The sequence below is a fragment of the Rhabdothermincola salaria genome (assembly GCF_021246445.1).
Taxonomy (GTDB): domain Bacteria; phylum Actinomycetota; class Acidimicrobiia; order Acidimicrobiales; family Acidimicrobilacustridaceae; genus Rhabdothermincola_A; species Rhabdothermincola_A salaria.
The window spans coordinates 1,150,944-1,172,202 of sequence record NZ_JAJQXW010000001.1; the positions used below are offsets into that span (position 1 = coordinate 1,150,944).

Here is a 21,259-nt window from a genome sequence, read left to right on the forward strand (position 1 = left end):
CGAGGCTCGAGTGGGACGAGGATCCGACGACGCCAGTACCGCGATGGTGCCCCCTGGCGATGAACCGTCCGTGACCGACCTGGACCCGATCGACACCTTGGACCTCGCCGGCCCCCGCACGGGTCCGCCGGTCATCCCCATCGCCATGCTGGCCATCACCACGATGGCCGCCGTGGTGCTCACCATCGGGGCGTTGGTCGACGGCGCTGGTTCCACCGACGACATCTCGACCGCCGCCCTCCTGGCCTGGGCCTTCGGCTCGTTCCTGGGCCTCATGGAGTTCGCCTGGTTCGGCACGCTCGACGCCCGTCGACGGGCCACGGGTCGCTACGTCGAAGCCTCCTGGAAACCACGGACCGTGGCCCTGGCCCTGGCCGTGGTCGGCTGGCTGGCCGGCGCCGGCGGTGCCTTCCTGGTCGCCCAGGCGGTCGCTCGTCGATGACCGGCCGTACCCGGCACGCGGCCCTCGTCGCGCTCCTCGCGCTGATCCTCACGATCAGCGCCGTGCCGGTCAGCCACCCGGCCGGCGCCCAAGCGCCCACCGGCGCCACGCCGGCCGACTGCAGCGAGCGCGTCGAGGTCCTCTTGCTGATCGACGAGTCGGCCAGCCTGGACACCACCGACCCCGGCAACGAGCGTGTCGCCGCCGGCGAGATCCTGGTGCGCAGCCTGGCGGCGTCGGCATCCGCCTCGGGGGGCACCGTCGGGTTGACCATCGCCGGCTTCGCCTCGGCGGTCGAAGAGGCGGGCCAGGCCACCCTCCCTCAGGAGACCGACGCCGCCGTCGGTGTCGTGGCGTCGTTCGCCGACCGACGCGAGGGCCGCAACACCGACTACGTGCTGGCCCTGCGCTACGCGGCCGAGTACTTCACCACCCTCACGGAGGTGCCCACCGACTGCAAGCGCCTGGTGTGGTTCACCGACGGCGCCTACAGCATCGACGACGTCGAGGCCCCGGGCATCGCCACCTACACCGCCTCCACCGACGCCGACGCGATCGAGGACGAGTTCGAGGGCCAGACCTGCGGCGCCCTCCCCGCCCCCAGCCGCCTCACGGCTCCCCTGAGCGAACAGATCCGGGCAGCCGGGTTCGTCGTGCAGCTGGTCGACTTCCTGGGTTCGGGAACGCCCACCTCGGCCGAGGCCGCCGACCGAGCCGCCACTGCGCCGGTCATCGATCGCCTCCTGACCGGCGACGACACCGAGCCCTGCCGGGTCCCCGGTGGCCGGGTGGAGGCGAGCCAGGCCAGTGCGCTCGCCGTGGAGTTCTTCAACCAGGGCCAGATCGCCCTCGGTCGCCGAGAGGTCTCGTGCGACCTCCTCGCGACCGGCTTGCCGGCCCCTCTCACCCGCGCCGTCACGGTCCGCGCCGACCCACCGGGGGCCACGGTCACCCTCGTGCGCGACGGCTCGACGGTCGCGTCCGGTGCCGGGTACGCCACCTTCGTGGCCCCTGACGACGTCGGGGCGGTCGGTCGGGTCACCGTCCAGGTGTCCGGCGGTGCCCCCGCCGGGTGCTTCGCCGACCTGGCCGCGCTGATCAGCCCGGCCGGCGAGGCGACCATCTTCGGGGCGGCCGAGTCGAGCACAGTCCGCGTCGACGTCTTCGGGGCGGCCGCGCCGGCGTCGGGCACGGCCGGCGAGCGCCTCGGTCCCGATGCCGTCGACGTCACGGCCCGCACCGGTGACCAGGACCTGGCGGTGACCTGGCAGGAAGCCGGCCGCACCTGGGAGATCACCGTCCCGGGACCGGTCGACGCTCCCCCGACGATCGTGATCGAAGCCACCACACCGGAATGGGGGCCGGTGGGTTCGCTCACCCAGGAGGTCAGCATCCTCGGGTCCCCGCCGGTGCCCGCCGTGGTGTGGGACGGCCCCGACACCATCGAGGGCGACGGCACCTTCAGAGGTCGCCTCACCGTGCTCCCCGGAGCGTCCACCGACGGCACCCTGTGCGTCACGTTCGGCGACGCCCAGGTCGACCGCGACGGCGTCACCGTGCGCCCGAGCGACCCCGAGGTCTGCGGGGCGGACACCCAGCCGTTCGACATCGGCGCCGAGATCGTGGTGGACGGAGTCCGCAACGACACCGCCACGGTGACCCTTCCCTACACGGTCACCTATGCACCTCCTGGCGCCACCCAGGGTCAACCCCTCGGCGAGGGCGGGGAGGTGGCCTTTCCGACGCTCACCTTGACGCGCCCGGCCGACGCCGCCACCAGCGCCCTCATCACGGTCGGCCTGGTCGTCGTGTCGAGCCTGCTCCCCCTCGGCCTGCTGCTGTTGCTGGTCAACCTCCAGCGGCGCCTCCCGTCACCCGACGGCCGCCGCCTCGCCACGCTGGCGCTGCGCTCCGACGGCGGCGCCCTGGAGCTCGCCCCCGGTGCCGCGCTCGCCGACTCCGACCTCCGCCCCGTCTCCGGGACCCGAAGCCGCTACGACCTGGCCCCGGGCCTGGTGATCACCGGACGCCCCACACCAAACCCGTTCGCGGCCGTCACCGTCGAGGTGACCAGCGAGATCGGTCCGGTGACGGCGGTGCCGTGGATGGCCGCGGGCCCGGGCCGATCGGTCGAGGTGCCCGCCGCGTTCGAGTTCCTCGTGCTGTTGCGCAGCGATCCGGGTTCCGACCACGGGGAGGCCCTGGTCGTCGTCCCGCCGGGTGCCGGTGCCGCCGAGGCCGAGGAGGCGGCGCAGCGGGCTCTGGCCTCCAGCAACCGGCTCTGGTCTCGGATCGCCAGCGTGACCAGTCGCGGGATCTGAGCCGACGGGGTCCGCCGACTCAGGTCAGGCGCCGGCGCAGCTCGACGTAGACCTCGGGGCCCACGATGTCCTCGAGCTCGGCGCGCAGCGACTCGACCACCGCACGGTCGCCGATGTAGGCGCGGTCGCCCTCGGTGCAGCACCAGGCCATGGTCTCGCCTTCGGCCCCCCAGTCCGCCCGGGTCCAGCGCCGCACGGTGGCCTGCTCACGATCGTCGCCGAGTGCCAGCCAGTCGATGCGCAGAGGGAGCTGCCAGCACACCGACGGCTTCCACTCGATGGGGGACTCGTCGGCGTCGACGGCGGCGAGGTGCAGCGCGCACCCGGCGCCACCGGCGAAGCCGGGGCGGTTCAAGAAGATGCAGGCCCCGTCGACGACCCTGGTGTTGGTGCGCGCGTGGTCGGAGAAGACGCCATCGGCGAGGGCCTCGGCGTGGAACTGGAACCGGTCCGGTTCGACCATGGCGGCCAGTGCGCTGATCATGCGAGCCTCGTCCTCGTCGCCGAGCTCGGCACCGACCGAGCAGCAGCCCTGGCCCAGCTCCTCGGCGGGTTCGTCGAGGATCCCGAGGCACCCTCGACCCCAGAGGCAGGTCCATGCCGAGCTCAGGAAGGCCCGGTCGAAGCGCCACACCGTGGACCCGTCGTCGATGATCTCCAGGTCGGGGTCGGCCGGCTCGGCTGTCTCGTCCACGGGCCGGGAGGGTAGCGGCCAGCGGGTCGAGGGCTCCCTCAGCCCACGATGGGCAGGCCGGTCGCCTCGGCGGCTTCTCCGACCGATCCCAGATCGGTCAGGTCGGAGAAGCCGGCCTGAGCCATCTGGGCGACCGCCGCGGCCGAGCGGTTGCCGGACCGGCAGTAGACGACGGTCGGTGCCCCGGGATCGAGCGAGGCGACGGCGTCGGCGAAGTCCGGTGACTGCACATCGATGTTGACCGCGCCCTCGACGTGACCCTCGGCGAACTCGGCAGGGGTCCGGACGTCCACGATGACGGCGTCGCTGGGCACGGCCCGGGTGGAGCCGGCCGACGCGGCGGTCGAAGGGGTCGCCTCGGCGCCGGCGCTGGCCGAGGAGCCCTGGGAGCATCCGGTGAGCGCGAGCAGGAGGGCCACGGCGGCGGCGACGATGGCAAGGGGGCGACGAGGTGAGGGCATCGGGTGCTCCGGGGGACGACGGTGTGCGCCGTGAGCATATACCCCTAGGGGTACAGTTCCACAGCGCTGCCTCCGTCCCGGCGCAGCCCGCGGTCCGTAGAGTGGGGACGATGACGAGGGTGCTGGCCATCTGGCTCGATGGCTTCGACATGGCCCTGGCCGACCGATGGAACCTCCCCTCGTTGGGCGCGCTCGCCGAGGAGGGAGCCTGGGCCCACCTCGACAACGGGACCGCCCACCTGAGCGGCCTCTCCGGCGAGCACCTGGTCACCGGCCTCGGCCCCGACGACGCCGGCCGGGCCAGCGCCGTCACCTTCGATCCCGCGACCTACGAGTGCCGCCAGGACGGCTTCCTCGTGGCACCGGCCCTGGGCGCCGTGCCCACGGTCGTCTTCGATCCCTGCTACCTCGACCTCGACGCCTGCCCCCCGACCGTCACCGGCATCACCGACTGGGGGGCGCACGACCCGGGAGGTCCGCCCCAGGAGCGACCCGACGGGGTCCGGAGCGAGCTGCACGCACGGTTCGGCACCTATCCCGCTGCGCCGTGGGTGTACGCCACCCCGTGGGCGTCGCCGGCGCGCTGCGAGGCCATGGGCCGCGACCTGGTCGAGGCCGTCGATCGGCGGGCGCAGATCGCCACCTGGCTGCTCGGCGAGCGACTCCCCGACTGGCGACTGGCCCTGATCGGGGTGTCGGAACCCCACAGCGCCACCGAGGGGTTGTTCCACGGCGTCGACCCGGAGCACCCGCTGCACGCCCACGCCTCGGCCCCTTCCGCCGCCCGGTCGCTGCGGGCCGTCTACGACGCGGCTGATCGCCTGGTCGGCTCGCTGCTCGGCGCCTTCCCCGATGCCGTGCACGTCGTCTTCTCGCTTCACGGGATGGGCCGCAACACCAGCGACGTGACCACCATGGCCCTCCTGGGCGAGCTCCTCGCCCGGTGGTCGGGTCAGCGCACACCCGACACCGATTTCGCTCTCGATGCCCACGGCGTGGCCGTCCTCGGCGAGGACGAGAGCTGGTCGACCGCGGTGTCGACGGCGTTGACCCCACCGTCGGAGCATCGGCGTCCGCCCGTCTCGGCGGTGCGCCGCGCCGCCCGGCACCTGCCAGATCCCCTGCGGTCGGCGCTGCGCCGCCTGCGCGGCGCACGTCCGGCGCCGGGCCTCGAATGGATGCCGCTCCTGCGTCACCAACCCCGCTGGCCGGAGATGGCCGCGTTCGCCCTGCCCTCGTTCTACGACGGTCGGGTCCGCATCAACGTCAGGGGGCGCGAGGGGCAGGGTCGGGTCGACCCCGGCGACTACGACCAGGTGCTCTCGGAGGTCGAGGAGCTCCTGCGTGGCTGTCGCGACCCGCGTACCGGTGGGCCGGCCGTGGGCGCGATGCACCGCACCGCCGCCGACCCCTTCGCCGTCGGCGTCACCGATGCCGACCTGGTCGTCGACTGGGCCGACGGCGTCTACGGACTGGACCACCCCGAGCTCGGCACCATCGGCCCGCTCCCACCCCGTCGAACCGGCGGCCACACCAGCCCCCTCGGCCGACTCCTGGTCCACGGCGACGGCATCGATCCCGGTGACCTGGGCACCCGAAGCTCCTTCGACGTCCTGCCGACGCTGCTCGACCTCAGCGGCGCCGCACCCCCGCACCGTCTCACCGGTCGGGCTCTGCGCGTCCCCCGGATCGGCGAGCCGGCGCCGTGACGGGGCACCGTCGGTGACGCCGGCGAGCGAGACGTCACTCCGCCCCCGCCCCTGCCAGCGACGCGGGGCCGGACCGACCCGTGGCCAGACGCCACGAGGTGGCCGCCAACACCGCCAGCGCGCCGAGCGCGGCGGCCACGATCGCGGTGGTCACCCCGAACCAGGTCAGCGAGTCGCCCAGCACGAGCACACCGCCTGCCGCGGTGCCGAGGGCGGTGACCTGGGCGCTGGCCGCCACGGCGGGGACACCAGCGGCGGGGAGCGCCGCCGTGCGCAGGACGCGGCCCATCGTGCCGAGGACGGCCACCACGAGCGCGGCCGCCGCGGACGCCGCCAGGACCGATGGCTCCAGGGTCGTTCGCTGCACCGCCGCCACGGGGGTGAGGGCCACTGCCGCCAGGACCATGGTGGCCATCACCAGCGACGAGGGGTCGACCCCCTCCTGGACGGCGCGTTGGCTGGTGCGCATCGACCACACCTCCAGGGCCACGAAGGCCACTGCCGCGGCCACCGCCAGCGGTGTCACCCGGGTGGCCGTCGTGGTACCGAAGGCGGCTGCCACCAGCCCGACGATGGCGGCGGCCGACGAACCCAGGGCCGCCCAGGTGGCCCTGGGCCCGACCCGATCGCGCACCAGCAGCGCCACCGCCGGCGTGCACGCGAGCGCCAAGCCGGCGAGGGGCCCGTCGAGGGTCCGGAACATGGTGGCGGCCGCCAGCATCGTGGCCGCCGAGACCGCGGCCGCCGTCCGCCCCGAACGACACCGCAACGCCCACCACCAGGCCTGCGGGGACCGACGACGGACGATGAGCCACGCGACCAGGGTGCCGAGCCCCGCGCGGAGGGCCACGACCGCGACGGTGGAGCCGTCGCCGAAGCGCCAGGCCACGTTCGAGGCGGCGAACATCAGCGAGGCCACCAGCACGAAAGCCACGGCGCGGTGGTGCCCGTGGAGCCTCAGAAGAGGGCGCGACGCAGAGGGGGGACCCATCGACCGCAGTCTCGCGAGGGTGCCTCGTCCATGACGAACCGGTTCACCCGCCCGGTGCGCCGGGCGAACGGTCCCGGCCTCGCCGGTCAGTCGTCTCCGGCGGGGGCGTCGTCGCCGTCGTGTCCGCTCCCGTCGAGCAGGTCGTGGGTCTCGGCCAGCGCCCCGTGCGTCCCTCCCACCAGCAGATCGATCCCGTCGGGTCGGCCCCGGAGCTCGTCGCATTCGGCCCGGGTCGGCGGCCGGTCGCAGTGGCCCAGCACCCGCATGCCCGTGAAGTGGTGCACCCCCATCGGGTCGAGCAGCGTCCGGCCGCTCACCGAGCCGAGGTAGAGCGGACCCGGTGGCGGTGGCAGAGCGCTGTACCGGAGGCCGACGAGCTCCCCCGACCCCGACGCCCACCACAGGTGCCAGGCCGCGCCCGGATCGTCGGTGGCGCGCCAGCCTCGGCCCAGGTCCACCTCGAGATGGTGGCCCCGCATGCGCACGAAGTGCCCGGGCGTCACCAGGTCGGTGCGCGGCGCGGGGCCCGTCCAACCCTGGATGCTGCGCCCGTAGAACGCCAGCACCCCGGCCGTGGCGGCGCCCAGGGCACCGAGGAAGAGCCACGTCGACAGGCGGGCCGTGGCCGCCGTGAACGTCAGATCGACCTCGGTCACGCGTCGCCACCGGCGAGCGGCACCACCATCGCGACCGCCATCTCGAGCAGTCGCGTCGCTTCGGGTCCGGACGAGCCCATGGCGGTGCGGGCGACGTCGAACGCTGCGGCGCCCTCGCCGGTGCTGACCCCTTGGCCGTGCCAGCGACGCCGCATCCAGTGCACGAACTCCTCGAGCACGGAGTCGTCGTCGACCAACCAGGCCGCGGCCAGGTGCTGGAGCAGGGTGACCATGTCCTCGACCAGCCGGGCGTTGCGACCGTGCTCGGCCGGAGCCGTCTCCGGCAGGCGACGGTCGAGATCGGCGAGCATCGGCCCGCGTCGGCCCGGAGCGGCCCCGAGCAGCTCGAGGGCCGCCCGGTCGAGGGCGACCGGCGCCTCGGGCGCCGTCGGCGGGACGTCGCGCCAGCCCTTCAGGATCGTCGCCGCGACCTCGGCCTCGTCGGTCCACGCATCGACGCCGAGGCGGTCGGCCCGGTGCGACGTCGTGCCGAACGCCCGGCCCCCGGCGAGCACGGGGACTCCCCGGGCATGGGCGGCATCGACCAGGCGGGCGACGCCCGGGAAGTTCACGGCGAAGCTGCACGAGATGGCGAGCGCATCGACGGGGTGACGAGACAGGTAGTCGACCACCGCCTCGGCCGGAGTGGATGCCCCCAGGAAGGTGACACCCACCCCGCGAGCCTCCAGAGCATGTCCGAGCATCTCCGCCGGCAGCGAGTGCCACTCGCCCTCGGCGCAGGCCACGAGCGTGTGCCCCGCGAGCTCGTCGGGCGCCGATTCGAGCGCCAGGGCCGCCAGGGTGGCCGCCGACACGCCCGATGCCACGTGTTCGTCGGCCACGCTGAGCTCGTTGCGGTACCAGCGCTCCCCGACCTCGCGTTGGGACTCCGCCAGCATCTCGACCAGGTCACCAGGGGGCACCCCGTGGCGGTAGAGGCCGATCAACCGGCGCCACGCACCAGACCGATCGCCCCGCAGCGCCTCGTCGAGATAGGGGCCGATCTGCGTCTCGAGACCATCCGGGAGGCTCATCGGCGGCCTCCATACCTCGTGAGCGACGCCGTCTCCTCTGCCGCCACGACCCATCCATCCCGGCCGCCTCGCTTGGCCCGGTAGAGCGCCTCGTCGGCGCGGGCCACCGTCTCGGGGCCGCTCCCGAGCCAGGCCGCCACCCCGGCGGAGAAGGTCACGGGGTGGGGTCGACGGTGCTCCCATCGCTCCCGCAGCCGCTCGAGGAACCGCGTCGCTCCCTCGTCACGCATGAGCACCAGGAACTCCTCGCCCCCGTATCGGCCCACGATGTCACGGGAGCGAGCGGTGTCACGCAGGGTGCGGCCGAACTCGTACAGGACGTCGTCGCCGGCCTGGTGCCCGAGCTCGTCGTTGAGCGCCTTGAAGTGATCGAGGTCCAACATGATCACCACGTCGGCCTCACCGAGGCGGCCGAGGGCACGTCCCAGCATCCTCCGGTTGGGGATGCCGGTGAGCGGATCGATCGACGCGTCCTCGGCCAGCTGTTCGATGTGGGTGTTTCGACCCACGGCGGTCCGGGCATCGTTCAGGAAGCCGGGGAGGTGCAGCTCGATCAAGGACCGAGCTGTGCTGTCGAACGGCGCCGACGGCAGGATCGGCGGCCCGTCACCGAAGGACAGGTCGGCCGGCAAGGCCTCGGGGCCCGCCCCTTCGGCGGCCACCACCACGCCGCCGAGTGCGGTGACCAGCCGTTCGGCCGCGTGTCGGGCGTCACTGGCGCTGCGCACGTCCCACAACGACCGGGTGACGTCGAGCGCAGTGGCGAGGGCCTGGTTGGCGCGGACCTTCTCATCGACGTCGCGGATGGCCACGACCACACCGTCGGCGTTCCCCTTCTCGAACACCCCCCTGGCGGAGATCGACACGTAGACCTCGTTGCCGTCGAACCGCACGACACGGACCTCGAAGGGCGGGACGGGGTCCGCCGACGACGTGGCCTCCGCGAAGGCTCGCTCGGCGACGCCCATGTCGTCGGGATGGACGAAGGCCCACGGGTCACCCCCGACCAGATCGTGCCCGCGCCAGCCGGCGAAGGCCGAGATCGACGGCGACACCCACGCCACCCGACCGTCGGCGCCGAGGAGGACGATGACGTCGGAGGCGTTCTCGGCGAGCAGCCGATAGCGCTGCGCCTCGTCGGGACCCTCGGCGGGTCGCCCGTCGCCCCCGTCGTCCATCATGGCTACAGGGTACGGGGGCGGTTCACGAAGCGCTTCTCGGTGGGCGACCAGAACCAGCCTCCGCCGGCCAGAGACCCACCGTCGACCGGGACGTTGTGACCGGTGACGAACGACGACAGGTCCGAGGCCAGGAACAACGCCACCCGGGCCTGGTCCTCGGGCCATCCGAGGCGCCCGACGGGAGCCCACGACTCCCACATGTCGTCGTGGTCCTCGTAGCCGCCGAGGTAGTCGACCTGGGGGGTCTGAGTGAGGTCCGGGCCGATCCCGTTGACCCGGATCCCTTTGCGCCCCATGCCCACGGCCAGGTCCGTGGTGAACTTGGCGACGGCGGCCTTGAAGGCGCCGTACACCGGGTCGCCGGGGTAGCCCCGCAGCCCCTCGACCGAGTGGACGTTGACGATGCTGCCCCCACCGCTGTCGACCATCGAGTCGAGGAAGGCCCGGGTGACGGCGAAGACGTGGAACAGGTTGATGTCGTACATCGCCTTCCACGACTCGGCGCTGGAGACCGGGAAGCGGACGAGCGGCCGGTAGTCACCCACGTTGTTGACGAGCACCGACACCGCCGGGTGCTCACCCAGCACGGCGTCGCGCAACGTGTCGACCCCGGCCTCGGTGGTCACGTCGACCACGTGGGCTCTCACCGAGCCCCCCGCGGCCTCGATCTCGTCCACCGCCTGGTCGGCTCGCTCCTGGTCGATCTCGGCGATCTCGACGTGGGCCCCGTGGGCGGCGAACAGGCGCGACACCGCGCCTCCGATGCCGGCCCCGCCGCCCGTCACCACGGCGACCCGCCCGTCGAGGAGACGGTTCCAGTCGTCGACGGGCACGACGTTGGCGGGGTTCTGGGTGGTCATGGTCTTCCTCTCGGGCAGTCATCCGGCCACGCCGGCCGCGATCCTGTCGCGGACCCTACGCGGCACCCGCCCCCGCCCGCGGTGGCTCCTCGCTCGCCTACGGTCGGGGCATGCGCGCCGTCGTCTGCAACGAGCTCGGGCCGGTCGAGGACCTGGTGGTGGAGGAACGCCCCTCACCGCCCCTGGGCCCGGACGACGTCCGCCTCGAGGTGTCGGCCTGCGGCGTCAACTACGTCGAGGGCCTCATGGTCCAGGGTCGGTACCAGGTGAAGATCCCGGCTCCCTTCACACCCGGGATGGAGGTCGTCGGACGGGTCGTCGAACGAGGCGCTCAGGTGGTCGACCGCCAGGTCGGCCAGCGGCTCTTCGTCGACGTGGGCATCGGCGGCTACGTCGACGAGCTGGTGGTGCCCGCCGCGCGCACCGTCCCCCTCCCCGACGAGCTCACCGACGGCCAGGGGGCCACCTTCATGCAGAGCTACCTCACCGGGTGGTTCGCGTTGCGCGAGCGGATCGACGCCCACCACGGCCAGACCATGCTCGTGCTCGGTGCCGGCAGTGGGGTCGGCCTGGCCGCGGTCGACCTCGGAGATGCGCTCGGCCTGAGGGTCATGGCCGCCGCCTCCTCCGAGGAGAAGCGCCAGCTGGCCCGCCATCGTGGCGCCACCTGGGTCATCGACTCCTCCACCGAGGACGTCAAGGCCCGCGCCCGCGAGCTCGGCGGGGGCGGCGTCGACATCGTCTACGACCCGGTCGGCGGCGAGCTCGGCGAAGCCTGCCTCCGGGCCCTCGGCGACGAGGGCACGCACCTGGTGATCGGCTTCGTGGCCGGCATCCCCCAGCTGCCGGCCAACCAGGTCCTGCTGCGCAACCGCCGGGTGGTCGGCGTCGAGTGGGGCGGGTGGGCGGGTCGCCACCCCGAGCGCAATCGCGCCCTGGTCGCCGAGGTGCTCGACCTGGTGCGCAACGGGCGCATCCACCCGGTGGAACCGCACCCCTACCCTCTCGCCGACGCCGGGCGGGCCCTGCGCGACCTGGCCGAGCGCCGAGTGGCGGGCAAGGTGGCACTGGTCCCCTGACGGGCCCCCGGGTGCCACGAAGGCCCTCGGACGCTCACCTAAGGTTGCCGACCGTGTCTGTCGTCGCTTCCATCGCTCAGGTCGTCCGCGGGTTCTTCATGGGGGCGGCCGACATCGTCCCCGGCGTGTCCGGCGGCACCGTAGCCCTCGTCCTCGGCATCTACGAGCGCCTGGTCGACAACATCCGCAAGGCGTCCTCGGTGCTGTCGAGCGTCGTGCGGCGCGACATCGGCGAGGCCCGCACACGCTTCGTGCAGGTCGAATGGCTCTGGATCATCGCCCTGCTGGCCGGGATCGGCGTCGCCGTGCTGGCGTTGTCGTCGATCATCGAACGCCTCCTCGAGGAGCACCCCGAGGCGATGGCCGGGCTGTTCTGCGGTCTCATCCTCGGGTCCGTGATCATCTCGTGGCGCCTGGCCAAGCAGGTGACGCCGGCCAACATCGCGCTCATGCTCGGCTCGGCCGTGCTCTTCTTCACTTTCCTCGGGCTACGAGCCGACACCGAGGGATCCGGCGCCGAGCTGGTCACCGAGCCCTTCTGGATGTTCTTCGTGGCCGGCGCCATCGCCATCTGCGCCATGATCCTGCCGGGCATCAGCGGCTCGTTCATCCTGGTCCTGCTGGGCATGTACACCGAGGTGCTGGGTGCGGTCAACGACCGCGACCTGTTCTTGATCGCCTTGTTCCTCCTCGGGTGCGTGGTCGGCCTGGCCAGCTTCTCGACGGCGCTGAGCTGGTCACTGCACCACCACCACGATCGGGTCCTCGCCATCATGATCGGCCTCATGCTGGGTTCCCTGCGGGTGCTGTGGCCCTGGCCCAACGGCGTGTACTCCACCCGCCTCGAGCTCCCCTCGGGAGCACCCGTCGTGCTCCCGATCGTGCTGGCCGTGGTGGGTCTGGTCGTGGTCCTGGCGATCGAGGTGGTCAGCGCCCGCCGCAGCGCCGGTCACGAGACGGTCGTGGTCCAGGACTGAAAGCCGGTCGGGAGGTCGGGTCGACGCCAGCCGGGGCCGCCGACGCCGGTAGCGTCTGGGACCCATCCCCCGCCGACGTCTCCCGGAGCGCCCCATGCCCGCCAGCCGAGCCCCCTCCTCCTCGCCGTCCGTCGAGGCCATGGTCACCGCGGCCGGAGCCGACCGCGAGACCCTCGACGCCCTCCGCGCCGGGTTCCAGGCGCGGATCGCCCGACGCAGCGACGACTTCGAGGCGACGAAGGGGCTGCAGCTCACCGAACACGCCCTCAGCCAGCTCTCTCGCGACGGTGACCCCTGGGACCGGCTGGTCCGCAAGCTCGTCAAGGACTGACATCTCGCCCGTCGCCATCGCGCGCCCCGCCCACGAAGGGCACCACGTCTCCCGGGCGCCGATGTGGGGTATGCCCTGGCGATGAGTGACTACAGCGAACAGGGCGCCGTCCCCGTCGAGGACGCAGCCGCCGACGATCCCCCCACCGAGGAGGAGGTCCGCGAGGCCCAGGAGCGAGATCACCCCGACCAGGCGGCCACCAGCACCTACGCCGAGGACGGCGGCGACTGAACGGCCCCGCCCCGCGTCGCCGGACGCCCCCCGTCGGCACCACACTGGCCGGATGATCGACCCGACCGTCAAGCGCAGCCTGGGCCAGATGATCAAGGGCGTCCAGGTGGTGGCCGCCACCCACGAAGGGCTCACCCGGGCCTACACGTCGCACTGGGTGACCCAGGTGTCGTTCGAGGAGCCCATCGTGATGGCCTCGATCTCACCGAAGCACGACACCTGGCCCCTGATCGAGTCGTCCGGCTCGTTCACGGTGTCGATCCTGGCCGGCGATCAGATCGCCCAGGGCCAGTACTTCTCCTACCCGGGCCGTCGCTTCCGCCACATGGCCCCCGAGTTCCTGGAGGAGGTCGACGGCCACCCGGTCGTCGTGGGGTGCATCGCCTGGTTCACCGCCGAGATCTTCGAGCGGATGACCATGGCTGATCACGAATTGGTCTTCGGGCGGGTCGTCGCCACGGGGACCGGCCGGCTGAAGGAGCCCCCGTTGCTCTACTCGAGTCGGCACGGCTGGCGCCTCACCGGCGACAAGGCCCGCGAGGCCGGCGTGTCGGTCCGCGACCAGCTCCTGGCCCGCCTCGACGCCGACGGACCCGTCGCCACCGCGTCGCCGGACGAGGACCCCGGGCCGGACGCCGGCGACTGACCGCGAGACATCTCGCAGCCCTACTGCAAGAATCGATGCCCATGGGCATCGAGACGACCCTCCTCGGCACCGGCAACCCCGTCCCCTCCCCCGAGCGCGCCGGGGCCTCGACCCTCGTGCGAGCGGCCGGCAAGCACTTCCTCGTCGATGCCGGGCGCGGGGTCACCATGCGCCTGGCGGCGGCCGGTGCCCTGCCCGTGATGCTCGACGCCGTGCTGCTGACCCATCTGCACAGCGATCACATCTGCGATCTCAACGACGTCATCACCACCCACTGGGTGATGAGCGCCCAGCCCGCGACCCTGCAGGTCATCGGTCCACCCCGCACGGCCGAGGTGGTCGACGCGTGCCTGGCCATGCTCGCCCCCGACATCGCCTACCGCTTGGCCCACCACGAGGACCTCACCTGGGAGCCCCGGGTCGAGGTGCTCGAGATCACGGGCGCATCGGTTCCCTTCGACCGGGACGGGGTCACGGTGCGCACGGCCGCGACCGACCATCGACCGGTCGAGCCCACCGTCGGCTACCGGATCGAGCACGAGGACGCATCAGTGGTGCTGGCGGGCGACACCGTGCCCTGCCCCGGTGTCGACGACCTCTGCCGGGGCGCCGACGTCTACGTCCAGACGGTGCTGCGCGACGACCTGGTGCGCGCCATCCCCATGCCCCGGTTCCGGGACACCATCGACTACCACTCGAGCGTCGAGCAGGCGGCCATGACCGCGGCGAGGTCCGGCGTCGGCACCCTGGTGCTCACGCACCAGGTACCGACGCCGGCCCCGGACGCAGCCGACGAGTGGGTGGCGCTCGCCGCCGCCCACTTCGCCGGGCGCATCGTGTGGGGTGAGGACCTCACCGTCGTCGGCTGCTGACGACGGGTCCTCCGCCGGGCTCAGCCCTGCGCGGCGAGCTCGTCGGCGAGGTCGCGCAGCTTGTTCTTGGCCACCTTGTCGAGCGTGGCGCGGGGGAAGTCCTCGACCCGGTGCACCGCTCTCGGCACCTTGAAGTCGCTGAGGTTGGCGGCGCACAGCTCCATGATCTGGCGTCCGTGCTCCTCCTCGTCCGGCGCGCCGGGACCGGCGATCACGAAGGCCACCGGCACCACGTCGAGCATGTCATGGGACCGGCCCACGACCGCCACGTCGCCCACGCCCGGCACGGTGCGGATGAGGTCCTCGACCTCCTTGGCCGACACGTTCTCGCCACCGACCTTGAGCATGTCCTTGTCGCGCTCGGAGTAGATGAGCTCGCCGTGGGGACCCTGGCGCACCCGGTCGCCGGTCTTGAACCACCCGTCGTCGGTGAAGCTCTTGGCGTTGGCCTCGGGGTTGCCGTAGTACTCGAGGAAGAGCTGGATGCCACGGGTGCCGCGGATCCACAGCTCGCCGACCTCGCCCGGCGGGCAGATCTCCCCGGCGTCGTCGACGACGAGCGCTTCGTAGCCCGGTGTGGGCTTGCCCATCGACCCCTGGGGGATGAGGCGGTTGGGCACCCAGCCGGTGGCGTGGATGACCGTCTCGGTCATGCCGTAGGCGGGGATGATGTCGACGCCGCCGAGCAGGTCGCCCATCTGGGGCATCACCAGCCCGAAGACGCCCGCCTGCAGCTTGTTCTCGGGGATGGGCTGGCCGGCCACCGCCTTGAGCACGAACGGGATGATCGAGATGTGGGTGACGTCGTGGCGGACGACGACCTCCCAGAAGCGGCTCGCCGAGAACTTGGGCTGCAACACGATGGTGCCGCCGGCCCCCAGCACGGTGGTCCACATCGACCACGTCTGGGCGTTCACGTGGAAGAACGGCAGGTAGATGAGGTACACGCCGTCGTTGTCGATGGAGATGTTCGTGGGACCCACCCGGGCCGTCCAGAGGGCGTTGGCATGGGTGTGCACCACGGCCTTGGGGCGCGAGGTGGTGCCGGAGGTGAACATGATGCCGGAGGGCAACATGGGCTCGGGCGCACGGCCCTCGAACCCATCCTCGTCGCCTCGGAGGTCGGCGAAGGCCACGAAGTCGCCGGCGGCCACGGCCGCCGCGGCCTCGTCGGCCGGCGCCTCGCCGCTGTCGTCCTCGGTCACCGCCACCCACTTCAGCGCCGGACCGCTCTCGGCCACCAGCGCCGCGTACTGGGGTTGGGTGATGGCCGCCACCGCGCCGGTGTGGGAGATGAAGTACTCCATCTCGGCCGCCACGCTGCGCGTGTTGGTGGTGACGCCGGCGGCGCCGAGGTGAGCGCACGCGTACCAGGCGAGGACCATCTCGGGACAGTTGTCGGCGTGGATGATCACCTTGTCGCCCTTGGCGACCCCGCGATCGGCGAGGCCGGCCGCCAGCCGCTTGGCCTCGCCGACGAACTCGGCATAGGTCCACGTGCGCGTCTCGCCGCTGCGGGGCTCCCAGATCAGCAGCGGCTTGTCGGGCTGGCGCTGCACCCACTCGTCGAGCAGCCACGGGATGTCCTGACCCGCGAACTGGAACTGCGCCACCTTGTCGGCGTCCATCGATGTCCCCCTGGGAAGAGCGTTCGGGCCCTGTCACCGTCGACAGGGCGTCTCCCATTGTGTCGCGCCGCCCACCCCCACGGTGACGTCGCTCCCCTCACCCGCTTCGCCGACCCGACGAGGGTCGCCCAGAACGGGCAGGCTGAGACGGTGCGAGTGGCGACGTGGAACGTCCAGGGGCGGGTCGGAGACTGGCAGGACCGCCACGCGGCCATCGTGGCCGTGCTCGACGACCTGGATCCCGACGTGGTGGCCCTCCAGGAGTCCTGGGTCACCAGCGACGGGGGGACCCAAGCCGAGCAGATGGCCGCCGAGCTCGGGTGGCACGCGGTGACGGCCGCCGACCTCGCCGGCTTCGACCGGTACCCGCAGGCGCCCTACTGGGTGGTGAACGCCGTGCTGTCGCGGTGGCCGCTGGAGGTCGAGATGGCCCGGCCCCTCCGCGACGAGCGGGGCGACGCGACGTGGCGCCACGCCCTCCTGGCCCGGGTGCTGCGACCCGACGCGGAAGGGGGCCCGTTCCTGGTGGCCGGCACCCACCTCGAGCACGGGCTCGACCGCTCCGCCACCCGGATGGCCCAGGCCCGCCATCTCGCCGCCTGCGTGGCCGAAGCGCTCGGCGATCGTGCCGCCCGGACACGGGCCCTCCCGGCGGTGCTGGCCGGGGACCTCAACGCCGTCCCGTGGTCCGACGAGGTGCGTGGGCTGACGGGTGCGTCGGTCCCCCTCGTCGACGACGTCGTCTTCGTCGACGCCTGGGAGGCCGCCGGCCAGACCGGCAGGGGCGACACGTGGTCGTCGGCCAACCCGCTGGTGCCGAAGCGGGCGGTGTACCCGGACCGCCGGCTCGACTACGTGATGGTGAGCTGGCCGCGTCGGCGAAACTCCGGCCACGTGGCGGCCTGCCACCTCGCCGGCACCGAACCCGTCGACGGGGTCTGGCCCTCGGACCACTTCGCCGTGGTCACCGACGTCGACATGTGAGGTTCGGCTCGCGGTCGACGCGGCGTCGTCGATACCATCGGCCCAGCCGCTGACGGTGGTGGCCACGACCAGGGGGAACGAGCACATGGCCGACGGCACCGGCGCGTACGAGGGCTTCGAGGGCCAGGTCGGTCGGGTGTTCGCCACGTCCGAACCGTGGTGGCCGCCTCGCCCCACTCCCCCGCCGGGCGCCCCCAACATCGTCGTGGTCCTCGTCGACGACCTCGGCTACGCCGACCTCGGCTGCTACGGCAGCGAGATCGCCACCCCGAACATCGACGCCCTGGCCGCCTCGGGCCTCCGCTACACGAACTACCACGCCACGCCCATGTGCTCGCCGACCCGCGCGTCGCTGCTCAGCGGCATGGAGCCCCACCTCGCCGGGGTGGGCACCGTGGCCCACTCCGATCCGGGCTTCCCCGGCTACGCCATGGAGCTGGCCGACGACGTGGCCACGCTCCCCGAGACCCTGCGGGCCGCCGGCTACGCCACCTACATGGTCGGCAAGTGGCACCTCAGCAAGGACTCCGGCCAATCCGATGCTGGACCGAGGTCGTCGTGGCCCTGCCAGAAGGGCTTCGACCGCTTCTACGGGGTGCTCGACGCCTTCACCAACCTGCACCACCCCCATCGGCTGGTCTGCGACAACACACCGGTCGAGGTCGATGCCTACCCCGAGGGCTACTACTTCACCGACGACATCACCGACGAGGCGATCGCCATGATCAAGGCGGGCAAGGCGGCCGATCCCACCAAGCCGTTCTTCGCCTACGTGGCCCACGGGGCCGTGCACGCCCCGTTGCACGCCCCCGCCGACGCCATCGCCGAGCAACGGGGCCGTTACGACCTCGGCTGGGACGCCCTCCGCGAGGAGCGCTATCGGCGCCAGCTCGAGCTCGGGATCGTGCCCGAAGGGGTGGAGCTGGCCCCCCGCAACCGCGAGACCGGCAACGAGGTCCAGCCATGGGACTCGCTCTCCGACGACGAGCGCGAGCTGTTCGCCCGCCACATGGAGGTGTACGCGGCCATGGTCGAGTCGGTCGATGCATCCACGGGGCGGATCCTGGCTGCACTCGAGGAGATCGGCGAGCTCGACAACACCCTCGTCGTCTTCACGTCCGACAACGGCGCCTCCCGCGAAGGCGAACTGGTCGGCACGAGCTCCTACATGGTCCACCTGCTCAACGGCGACGACGTGGCCGCCGACCGGGCCCGCCTCGACCTGCTCGGGGGCCCGCAGACCTCACCGCACTACCCGCGGGGCTGGGCCATGGCCGGAAACACCCCGTTCCGCCTCTACAAGATCAACACCCACGCCGGGGGGCACACGGTGCCGTTCGTCGTGAGCTGGCCGCGCCGTCTCACCGAGGGGGGCGGCACGCTGCGCCGCCAGTACGCCCACGTCTCGGACCTCATGCCCACGTTCCTCGAGCTCACCGGCGTGACCCCGCTCACCGAGCGCGATGGGAGGCCGGCCAAGCCCATCACCGGGTGCTCGATGGCCCCCACCCTCTTCGACCCCGAGGCGCCGGCGCAACGCACCGAAGCGGTCTACGAGATGATCGGCCACCGGGGCTACTACCGCGACGGGTGGGAGGTCGTGACCCTTCACCAACCCTGGACCCCGTTCGACGACAGCGAGTGGGAGCTGTACCACCTCGCCGACGACCCCACCGAGCTGAGAAACCTGGCCGCCGAACAGCCCGAGAAGACCGCCGAGCTGGCCCGGGCCTGGGAGGCCGCGGCATGGGCCACGCAGATCTTCCCCCTCGACGAGGGCACCGGTCTCAAGTACGTCCTGCGGCCACCCCACACCGACGTGGTGCGCGCCCCGCTCACCATCTGGCCGGGCACCCCCACCCTCGAGCGGTGGCGGTCCCTGCAGCTGGTGTGGATGTGCAGCGTGGACATCACCGCCCGGCTCCACGTCACCGAGGGCGACCACGGCACCCTGGTGGCCCACGGCGACCAGAGCGGCGGCTACGCCCTCTATGTGCTGGAGGGGGGCCTCCCGGCGCTGCGCCACAACGACGGGCGGGGCACCATGACCCAGGTGACGGGGCCCGCGGTGGGGCCCGGCGACCACGAGGTCACCGCCCACCTGTCGGCCATCGGCAACGGCCAGTGGCGGATCACCATCGAGGTCGACGGCGTGGCCGGACCCGAGTCGGCCGAGGTCCCCCTCCTGTACGGCATGGCGCCGTTCGAGGGCATCTCGGTCGGTCGCGACCCACGCTCACCGGTGTGCTGGGACCTGTTCCGCGAGCACGGCTCCTACCCCTACTCGGGCCAGCTCCGGTCCGTCACCTACACCCCGGGCGACGGACCGCCCGATCAGCCCGACGACGTCGTGGACCTGCTGCGCAAGCTGGGCGCCAAGTACGACTGATCCACGCCACGGCAGGGAACCCTCACCCCTCCAACGGGTAGGTCGGGGGCATGCCCCCCTCTTCGTCCCCTCCCAGTTACCCGGCGTCGGCCACCGACGCAGGCACCGACCCCGTCGTCTTCCCGTTCGGCCACGACCGCCGCTTCGCCCTCGCCGCGCTGGCGTTCGGCGTGACGGACCGCACCGCCCGGGTCGAGGTCCACCAGGACCGCCTGGTGGCCCGCTTCGGGCCGTGGACCGTCGACACGCCGTTGTCGAACGTGTCCTCGGCCACGGTGTCCGGGCCCTTCAGCTGGTGGAAGGTCGCCGGACCAGCCCACCTGTCGTTCTCCGACCGTGGCCTCACCTTCGCCACCACCAACGCCCGGGGGGTGTGCCTCACCTTCCACGAGCCGGTGACGGGCATCGATCCCCTCGGGGCCGTCCGCCACCCGGGCCTCACCGTCACCGTGGCCGAACCCCACGTCCTGGCCGACCTCCTGGATCGAGCGGCCCGCACCGAGGACGAGGGGACGGATCGATGAGCGAGTCGGAGCCGCTGACCGCCTTCGGGCTCAACTGCAGCCTCAAGGGCACCGACGCCGGACCATCGAGCACCCACCTGTTGCTGACCGAGGTCATGGAGGCGTTCGGCGGCCACGGTGTGCACTCGCTCGGCATCGAGCGGGTCGTCGACCACGACGTCCGGCCCGGTGTGACGAGCGACGAGGGCCACGGCGACGAATGGCCGGTCCTGCGCGACAAGGTGCTGGCCGCCGACATCCTCGTGCTGGGCACACCGATCTGGCTGGGTCACGCCGCCAGTCCCGCTCAACGGGTGCTCGAGCGCCTCGACGCCTTCCTCGCCGAGTTCGACGACCGGGGACGTCCCGTCGCCTTCGACAAGGTGGCGGTGGTGGCAGTCGTCGGCAACGAGGACGGTGCTCACCACGTGAGCGCCGAGCTCTTCCAGGGGTTGAACGACGTGGGCTTCACCATTCCCGCCCAGGGCGTCACCTACTGGGTGGGCGAGGCCATGCACGGCACCGACTACCAGGACCTCCCGGATGGCAGCGAGAAGACCCGCACCACCACGAGGACGGTGGCGGCCAACGGCGCCCACCTGGCGCGTTCGCTGCGCGGGGAGGGCTACCCGGCCTGACGGAGCGGCCGACCATCCCGTGGGGACCGCACCGGCCGGGTGGCGACGTTCAGGGGGCCGCGGCTCGCGCCGGGGCCCCGGCCGCGTCTCGCTGGGCCCGGCCCTGGAGCACGGCGGCGCAGGCGTCGGCCAGAGCGGCGACCTGAGCCGGGTCCAGGTGGTCGAGGAACGCCTGTCGGACCCCTGCGACATGGTCGGGAGCGGCCGCATCGAGGCGAGCCCGGCCCTCGGAGGTGAGCACCGCGAGGATCACGCGTCGGTCGTCGGAGGACGGTTCACGGGCCACGAGACCGGCCTTCACGAGCCCGTCGAGACGGCGGGTGAGCCCACTCGGCGAGAGGTGGAGGTGGGCGGCGAGGTCACACATCCGCAGGTGGTCGCCCGGAGCCTCCGACAGCGCCACCAGCACGGCGTAGTCGCCGGCGGTGACGCCGTGCCGGGCCACGAGGTCGTTCTCGAGCTCGGCGAGCACGTCGGCGTGCACCCCGAGGAGTCCTCGCCACGCCGCCATCTCGGTGTCGTCGAGCCACTCGGTCATGCCCCCAGCGTAGCCCGCCGCACATTTCTCCCCACAAAGGTTGTGATCACAATCTCTTCCGGCAATACTTGTGCTCACAATCACCACGGACGAG

General features: G+C 72.4%; 22 protein-coding genes. 13 read left to right on the forward strand and 9 right to left on the reverse strand.

The window, feature by feature from the left end; all coding sequences use genetic code 11:
• Window positions 1-70 precede the first annotated feature (70 nt).
• Both LUW87_RS05420 and LUW87_RS05425 read left to right on the forward strand, forming a co-directional pair.
• On the forward strand, window positions 71-442 hold the full coding sequence (locus LUW87_RS05420; RefSeq protein ID WP_232670056.1) for a hypothetical protein: 372 nt from the start codon (window positions 71-73) through the stop codon (window positions 440-442).
• On the forward strand, window positions 439-2,763 hold the full coding sequence (locus LUW87_RS05425; RefSeq protein ID WP_232670057.1) for a hypothetical protein: 2,325 nt from the start codon (window positions 439-441) through the stop codon (window positions 2,761-2,763). The genes LUW87_RS05420 and LUW87_RS05425 overlap by 4 nt, the downstream gene beginning before the upstream one ends.
• Window positions 2,764-2,782: 19 nt before the next feature.
• Here the strand turns inward: LUW87_RS05425 and LUW87_RS05430 are convergent, their stop codons facing one another.
• Window positions 2,783-3,457, reverse strand: a complete 675-nt coding sequence (locus LUW87_RS05430) for a DUF3109 family protein (RefSeq protein WP_232670058.1) — start codon at window positions 3,455-3,457, stop codon at window positions 2,783-2,785.
• A 38-nt stretch (window positions 3,458-3,495) separates the two neighbouring features.
• Complete coding sequence (locus LUW87_RS05435; RefSeq protein WP_232670059.1) at window positions 3,496-3,918, reverse strand: rhodanese-like domain-containing protein; 423 nt, start codon at window positions 3,916-3,918, stop codon at window positions 3,496-3,498.
• A gap of 110 nt (window positions 3,919-4,028) precedes the next feature.
• Here LUW87_RS05435 and LUW87_RS05440 point away from each other — a divergent pair, with 110 nt between their 5' ends.
• Window positions 4,029-5,627 (forward strand): hypothetical protein, encoded by a 1,599-nt coding sequence (locus LUW87_RS05440; protein ID WP_232670061.1) that lies wholly within the window; start codon window positions 4,029-4,031, stop codon window positions 5,625-5,627.
• Window positions 5,628-5,661: 34 nt separating this feature from the next.
• Here LUW87_RS05440 and LUW87_RS05445 read toward each other — a convergent pair whose 3' ends face one another.
• From LUW87_RS05445 to LUW87_RS05465, 5 genes are all read right to left on the reverse strand, one after another.
• Complete coding sequence (locus LUW87_RS05445; RefSeq protein ID WP_232670062.1) at window positions 5,662-6,561, reverse strand: hypothetical protein; 900 nt, start codon at window positions 6,559-6,561, stop codon at window positions 5,662-5,664.
• A 143-nt stretch (window positions 6,562-6,704) separates the two neighbouring features.
• Window positions 6,705-7,274, reverse strand: coding sequence for a hypothetical protein (locus tag LUW87_RS05450; protein WP_232670064.1), 570 nt, complete (start codon window positions 7,272-7,274; stop codon window positions 6,705-6,707).
• The gene (locus LUW87_RS05455) at window positions 7,271-8,308 is read right to left on the reverse strand and encodes a cobalamin B12-binding domain-containing protein (protein WP_232670065.1); all 1,038 of its coding nucleotides are present in this window, start codon (window positions 8,306-8,308) and stop codon (window positions 7,271-7,273) included. The genes LUW87_RS05450 and LUW87_RS05455 overlap by 4 nt, the downstream gene beginning before the upstream one ends.
• Complete coding sequence (locus LUW87_RS05460) at window positions 8,305-9,489, reverse strand: sensor domain-containing diguanylate cyclase (protein WP_232670066.1); 1,185 nt, start codon at window positions 9,487-9,489, stop codon at window positions 8,305-8,307. Before LUW87_RS05460 ends, LUW87_RS05455 begins: the two co-directional genes overlap by 4 nt.
• 2 nt (window positions 9,490-9,491) lie before the next feature.
• The gene (locus LUW87_RS05465; RefSeq protein ID WP_232670067.1) at window positions 9,492-10,349 is read right to left on the reverse strand and encodes an SDR family NAD(P)-dependent oxidoreductase; all 858 of its coding nucleotides are present in this window, start codon (window positions 10,347-10,349) and stop codon (window positions 9,492-9,494) included.
• Window positions 10,350-10,459: 110 nt separating this feature from the next.
• On the opposite strand from LUW87_RS05465, the gene LUW87_RS05470 reads away from it, so the two are divergent.
• The 6 genes from LUW87_RS05470 to LUW87_RS05495 all read left to right on the forward strand — a co-directional run bounded on the left by LUW87_RS05470 (window position 10,460) and on the right by LUW87_RS05495 (window position 14,485).
• Window positions 10,460-11,428, forward strand: coding sequence for an NADPH:quinone oxidoreductase family protein (locus tag LUW87_RS05470; RefSeq protein WP_232670068.1), 969 nt, complete (start codon window positions 10,460-10,462; stop codon window positions 11,426-11,428).
• Window positions 11,429-11,481: 53 nt separating this feature from the next.
• Complete coding sequence (locus LUW87_RS05475; RefSeq protein ID WP_232670069.1) at window positions 11,482-12,405, forward strand: DUF368 domain-containing protein; 924 nt, start codon at window positions 11,482-11,484, stop codon at window positions 12,403-12,405.
• A gap of 94 nt (window positions 12,406-12,499) precedes the next feature.
• The gene (locus tag LUW87_RS05480) at window positions 12,500-12,736 is read left to right on the forward strand and encodes a hypothetical protein (protein WP_232670070.1); all 237 of its coding nucleotides are present in this window, start codon (window positions 12,500-12,502) and stop codon (window positions 12,734-12,736) included.
• 81 nt (window positions 12,737-12,817) lie between these two features.
• Window positions 12,818-12,967 (forward strand): hypothetical protein, encoded by a 150-nt coding sequence (locus LUW87_RS05485; protein WP_232670071.1) that lies wholly within the window; start codon window positions 12,818-12,820, stop codon window positions 12,965-12,967.
• 52 nt (window positions 12,968-13,019) lie between these two features.
• Window positions 13,020-13,613: a flavin reductase family protein gene (locus tag LUW87_RS05490; protein WP_232670073.1), complete on the forward strand. Its 594-nt coding sequence runs from the start codon at window positions 13,020-13,022 to the stop codon at window positions 13,611-13,613.
• Window positions 13,614-13,654: 41 nt separating this feature from the next.
• Window positions 13,655-14,485 (forward strand): MBL fold metallo-hydrolase, encoded by an 831-nt coding sequence (locus tag LUW87_RS05495; protein ID WP_232670075.1) that lies wholly within the window; start codon window positions 13,655-13,657, stop codon window positions 14,483-14,485.
• Window positions 14,486-14,505: 20 nt separating this feature from the next.
• On the opposite strand, the gene LUW87_RS05500 is transcribed toward LUW87_RS05495, so the two are convergent.
• Window positions 14,506-16,113, reverse strand: a complete 1,608-nt coding sequence (locus tag LUW87_RS05500) for a class I adenylate-forming enzyme family protein (RefSeq protein WP_232670077.1) — start codon at window positions 16,111-16,113, stop codon at window positions 14,506-14,508.
• 156 nt (window positions 16,114-16,269) lie between these two features.
• On the opposite strand from LUW87_RS05500, the gene LUW87_RS05505 reads away from it, so the two are divergent.
• From LUW87_RS05505 to LUW87_RS05520, 4 genes are all read left to right on the forward strand, one after another.
• A complete protein-coding gene (locus LUW87_RS05505) occupies window positions 16,270-17,097 on the forward strand; it encodes an endonuclease/exonuclease/phosphatase family protein (protein WP_232670079.1) in 828 nt (275 codons plus the stop codon).
• Between the two features lie 85 nt (window positions 17,098-17,182).
• Window positions 17,183-19,486, forward strand: a complete 2,304-nt coding sequence (locus tag LUW87_RS05510; RefSeq protein ID WP_232670080.1) for an arylsulfatase — start codon at window positions 17,183-17,185, stop codon at window positions 19,484-19,486.
• Window positions 19,487-19,536: 50 nt separating this feature from the next.
• On the forward strand, window positions 19,537-20,010 hold the full coding sequence (locus tag LUW87_RS05515) for a hypothetical protein (protein WP_232670081.1): 474 nt from the start codon (window positions 19,537-19,539) through the stop codon (window positions 20,008-20,010).
• Window positions 20,007-20,627, forward strand: a complete 621-nt coding sequence (locus LUW87_RS05520) for a flavodoxin family protein (RefSeq protein ID WP_232670082.1) — start codon at window positions 20,007-20,009, stop codon at window positions 20,625-20,627. Before LUW87_RS05515 ends, LUW87_RS05520 begins: the two co-directional genes overlap by 4 nt.
• 49 nt (window positions 20,628-20,676) lie before the next feature.
• On the opposite strand, the gene LUW87_RS05525 is transcribed toward LUW87_RS05520, so the two are convergent.
• Complete coding sequence (locus LUW87_RS05525; RefSeq protein ID WP_232670083.1) at window positions 20,677-21,165, reverse strand: MarR family winged helix-turn-helix transcriptional regulator; 489 nt, start codon at window positions 21,163-21,165, stop codon at window positions 20,677-20,679.
• Window positions 21,166-21,259 lie beyond the last annotated feature (94 nt).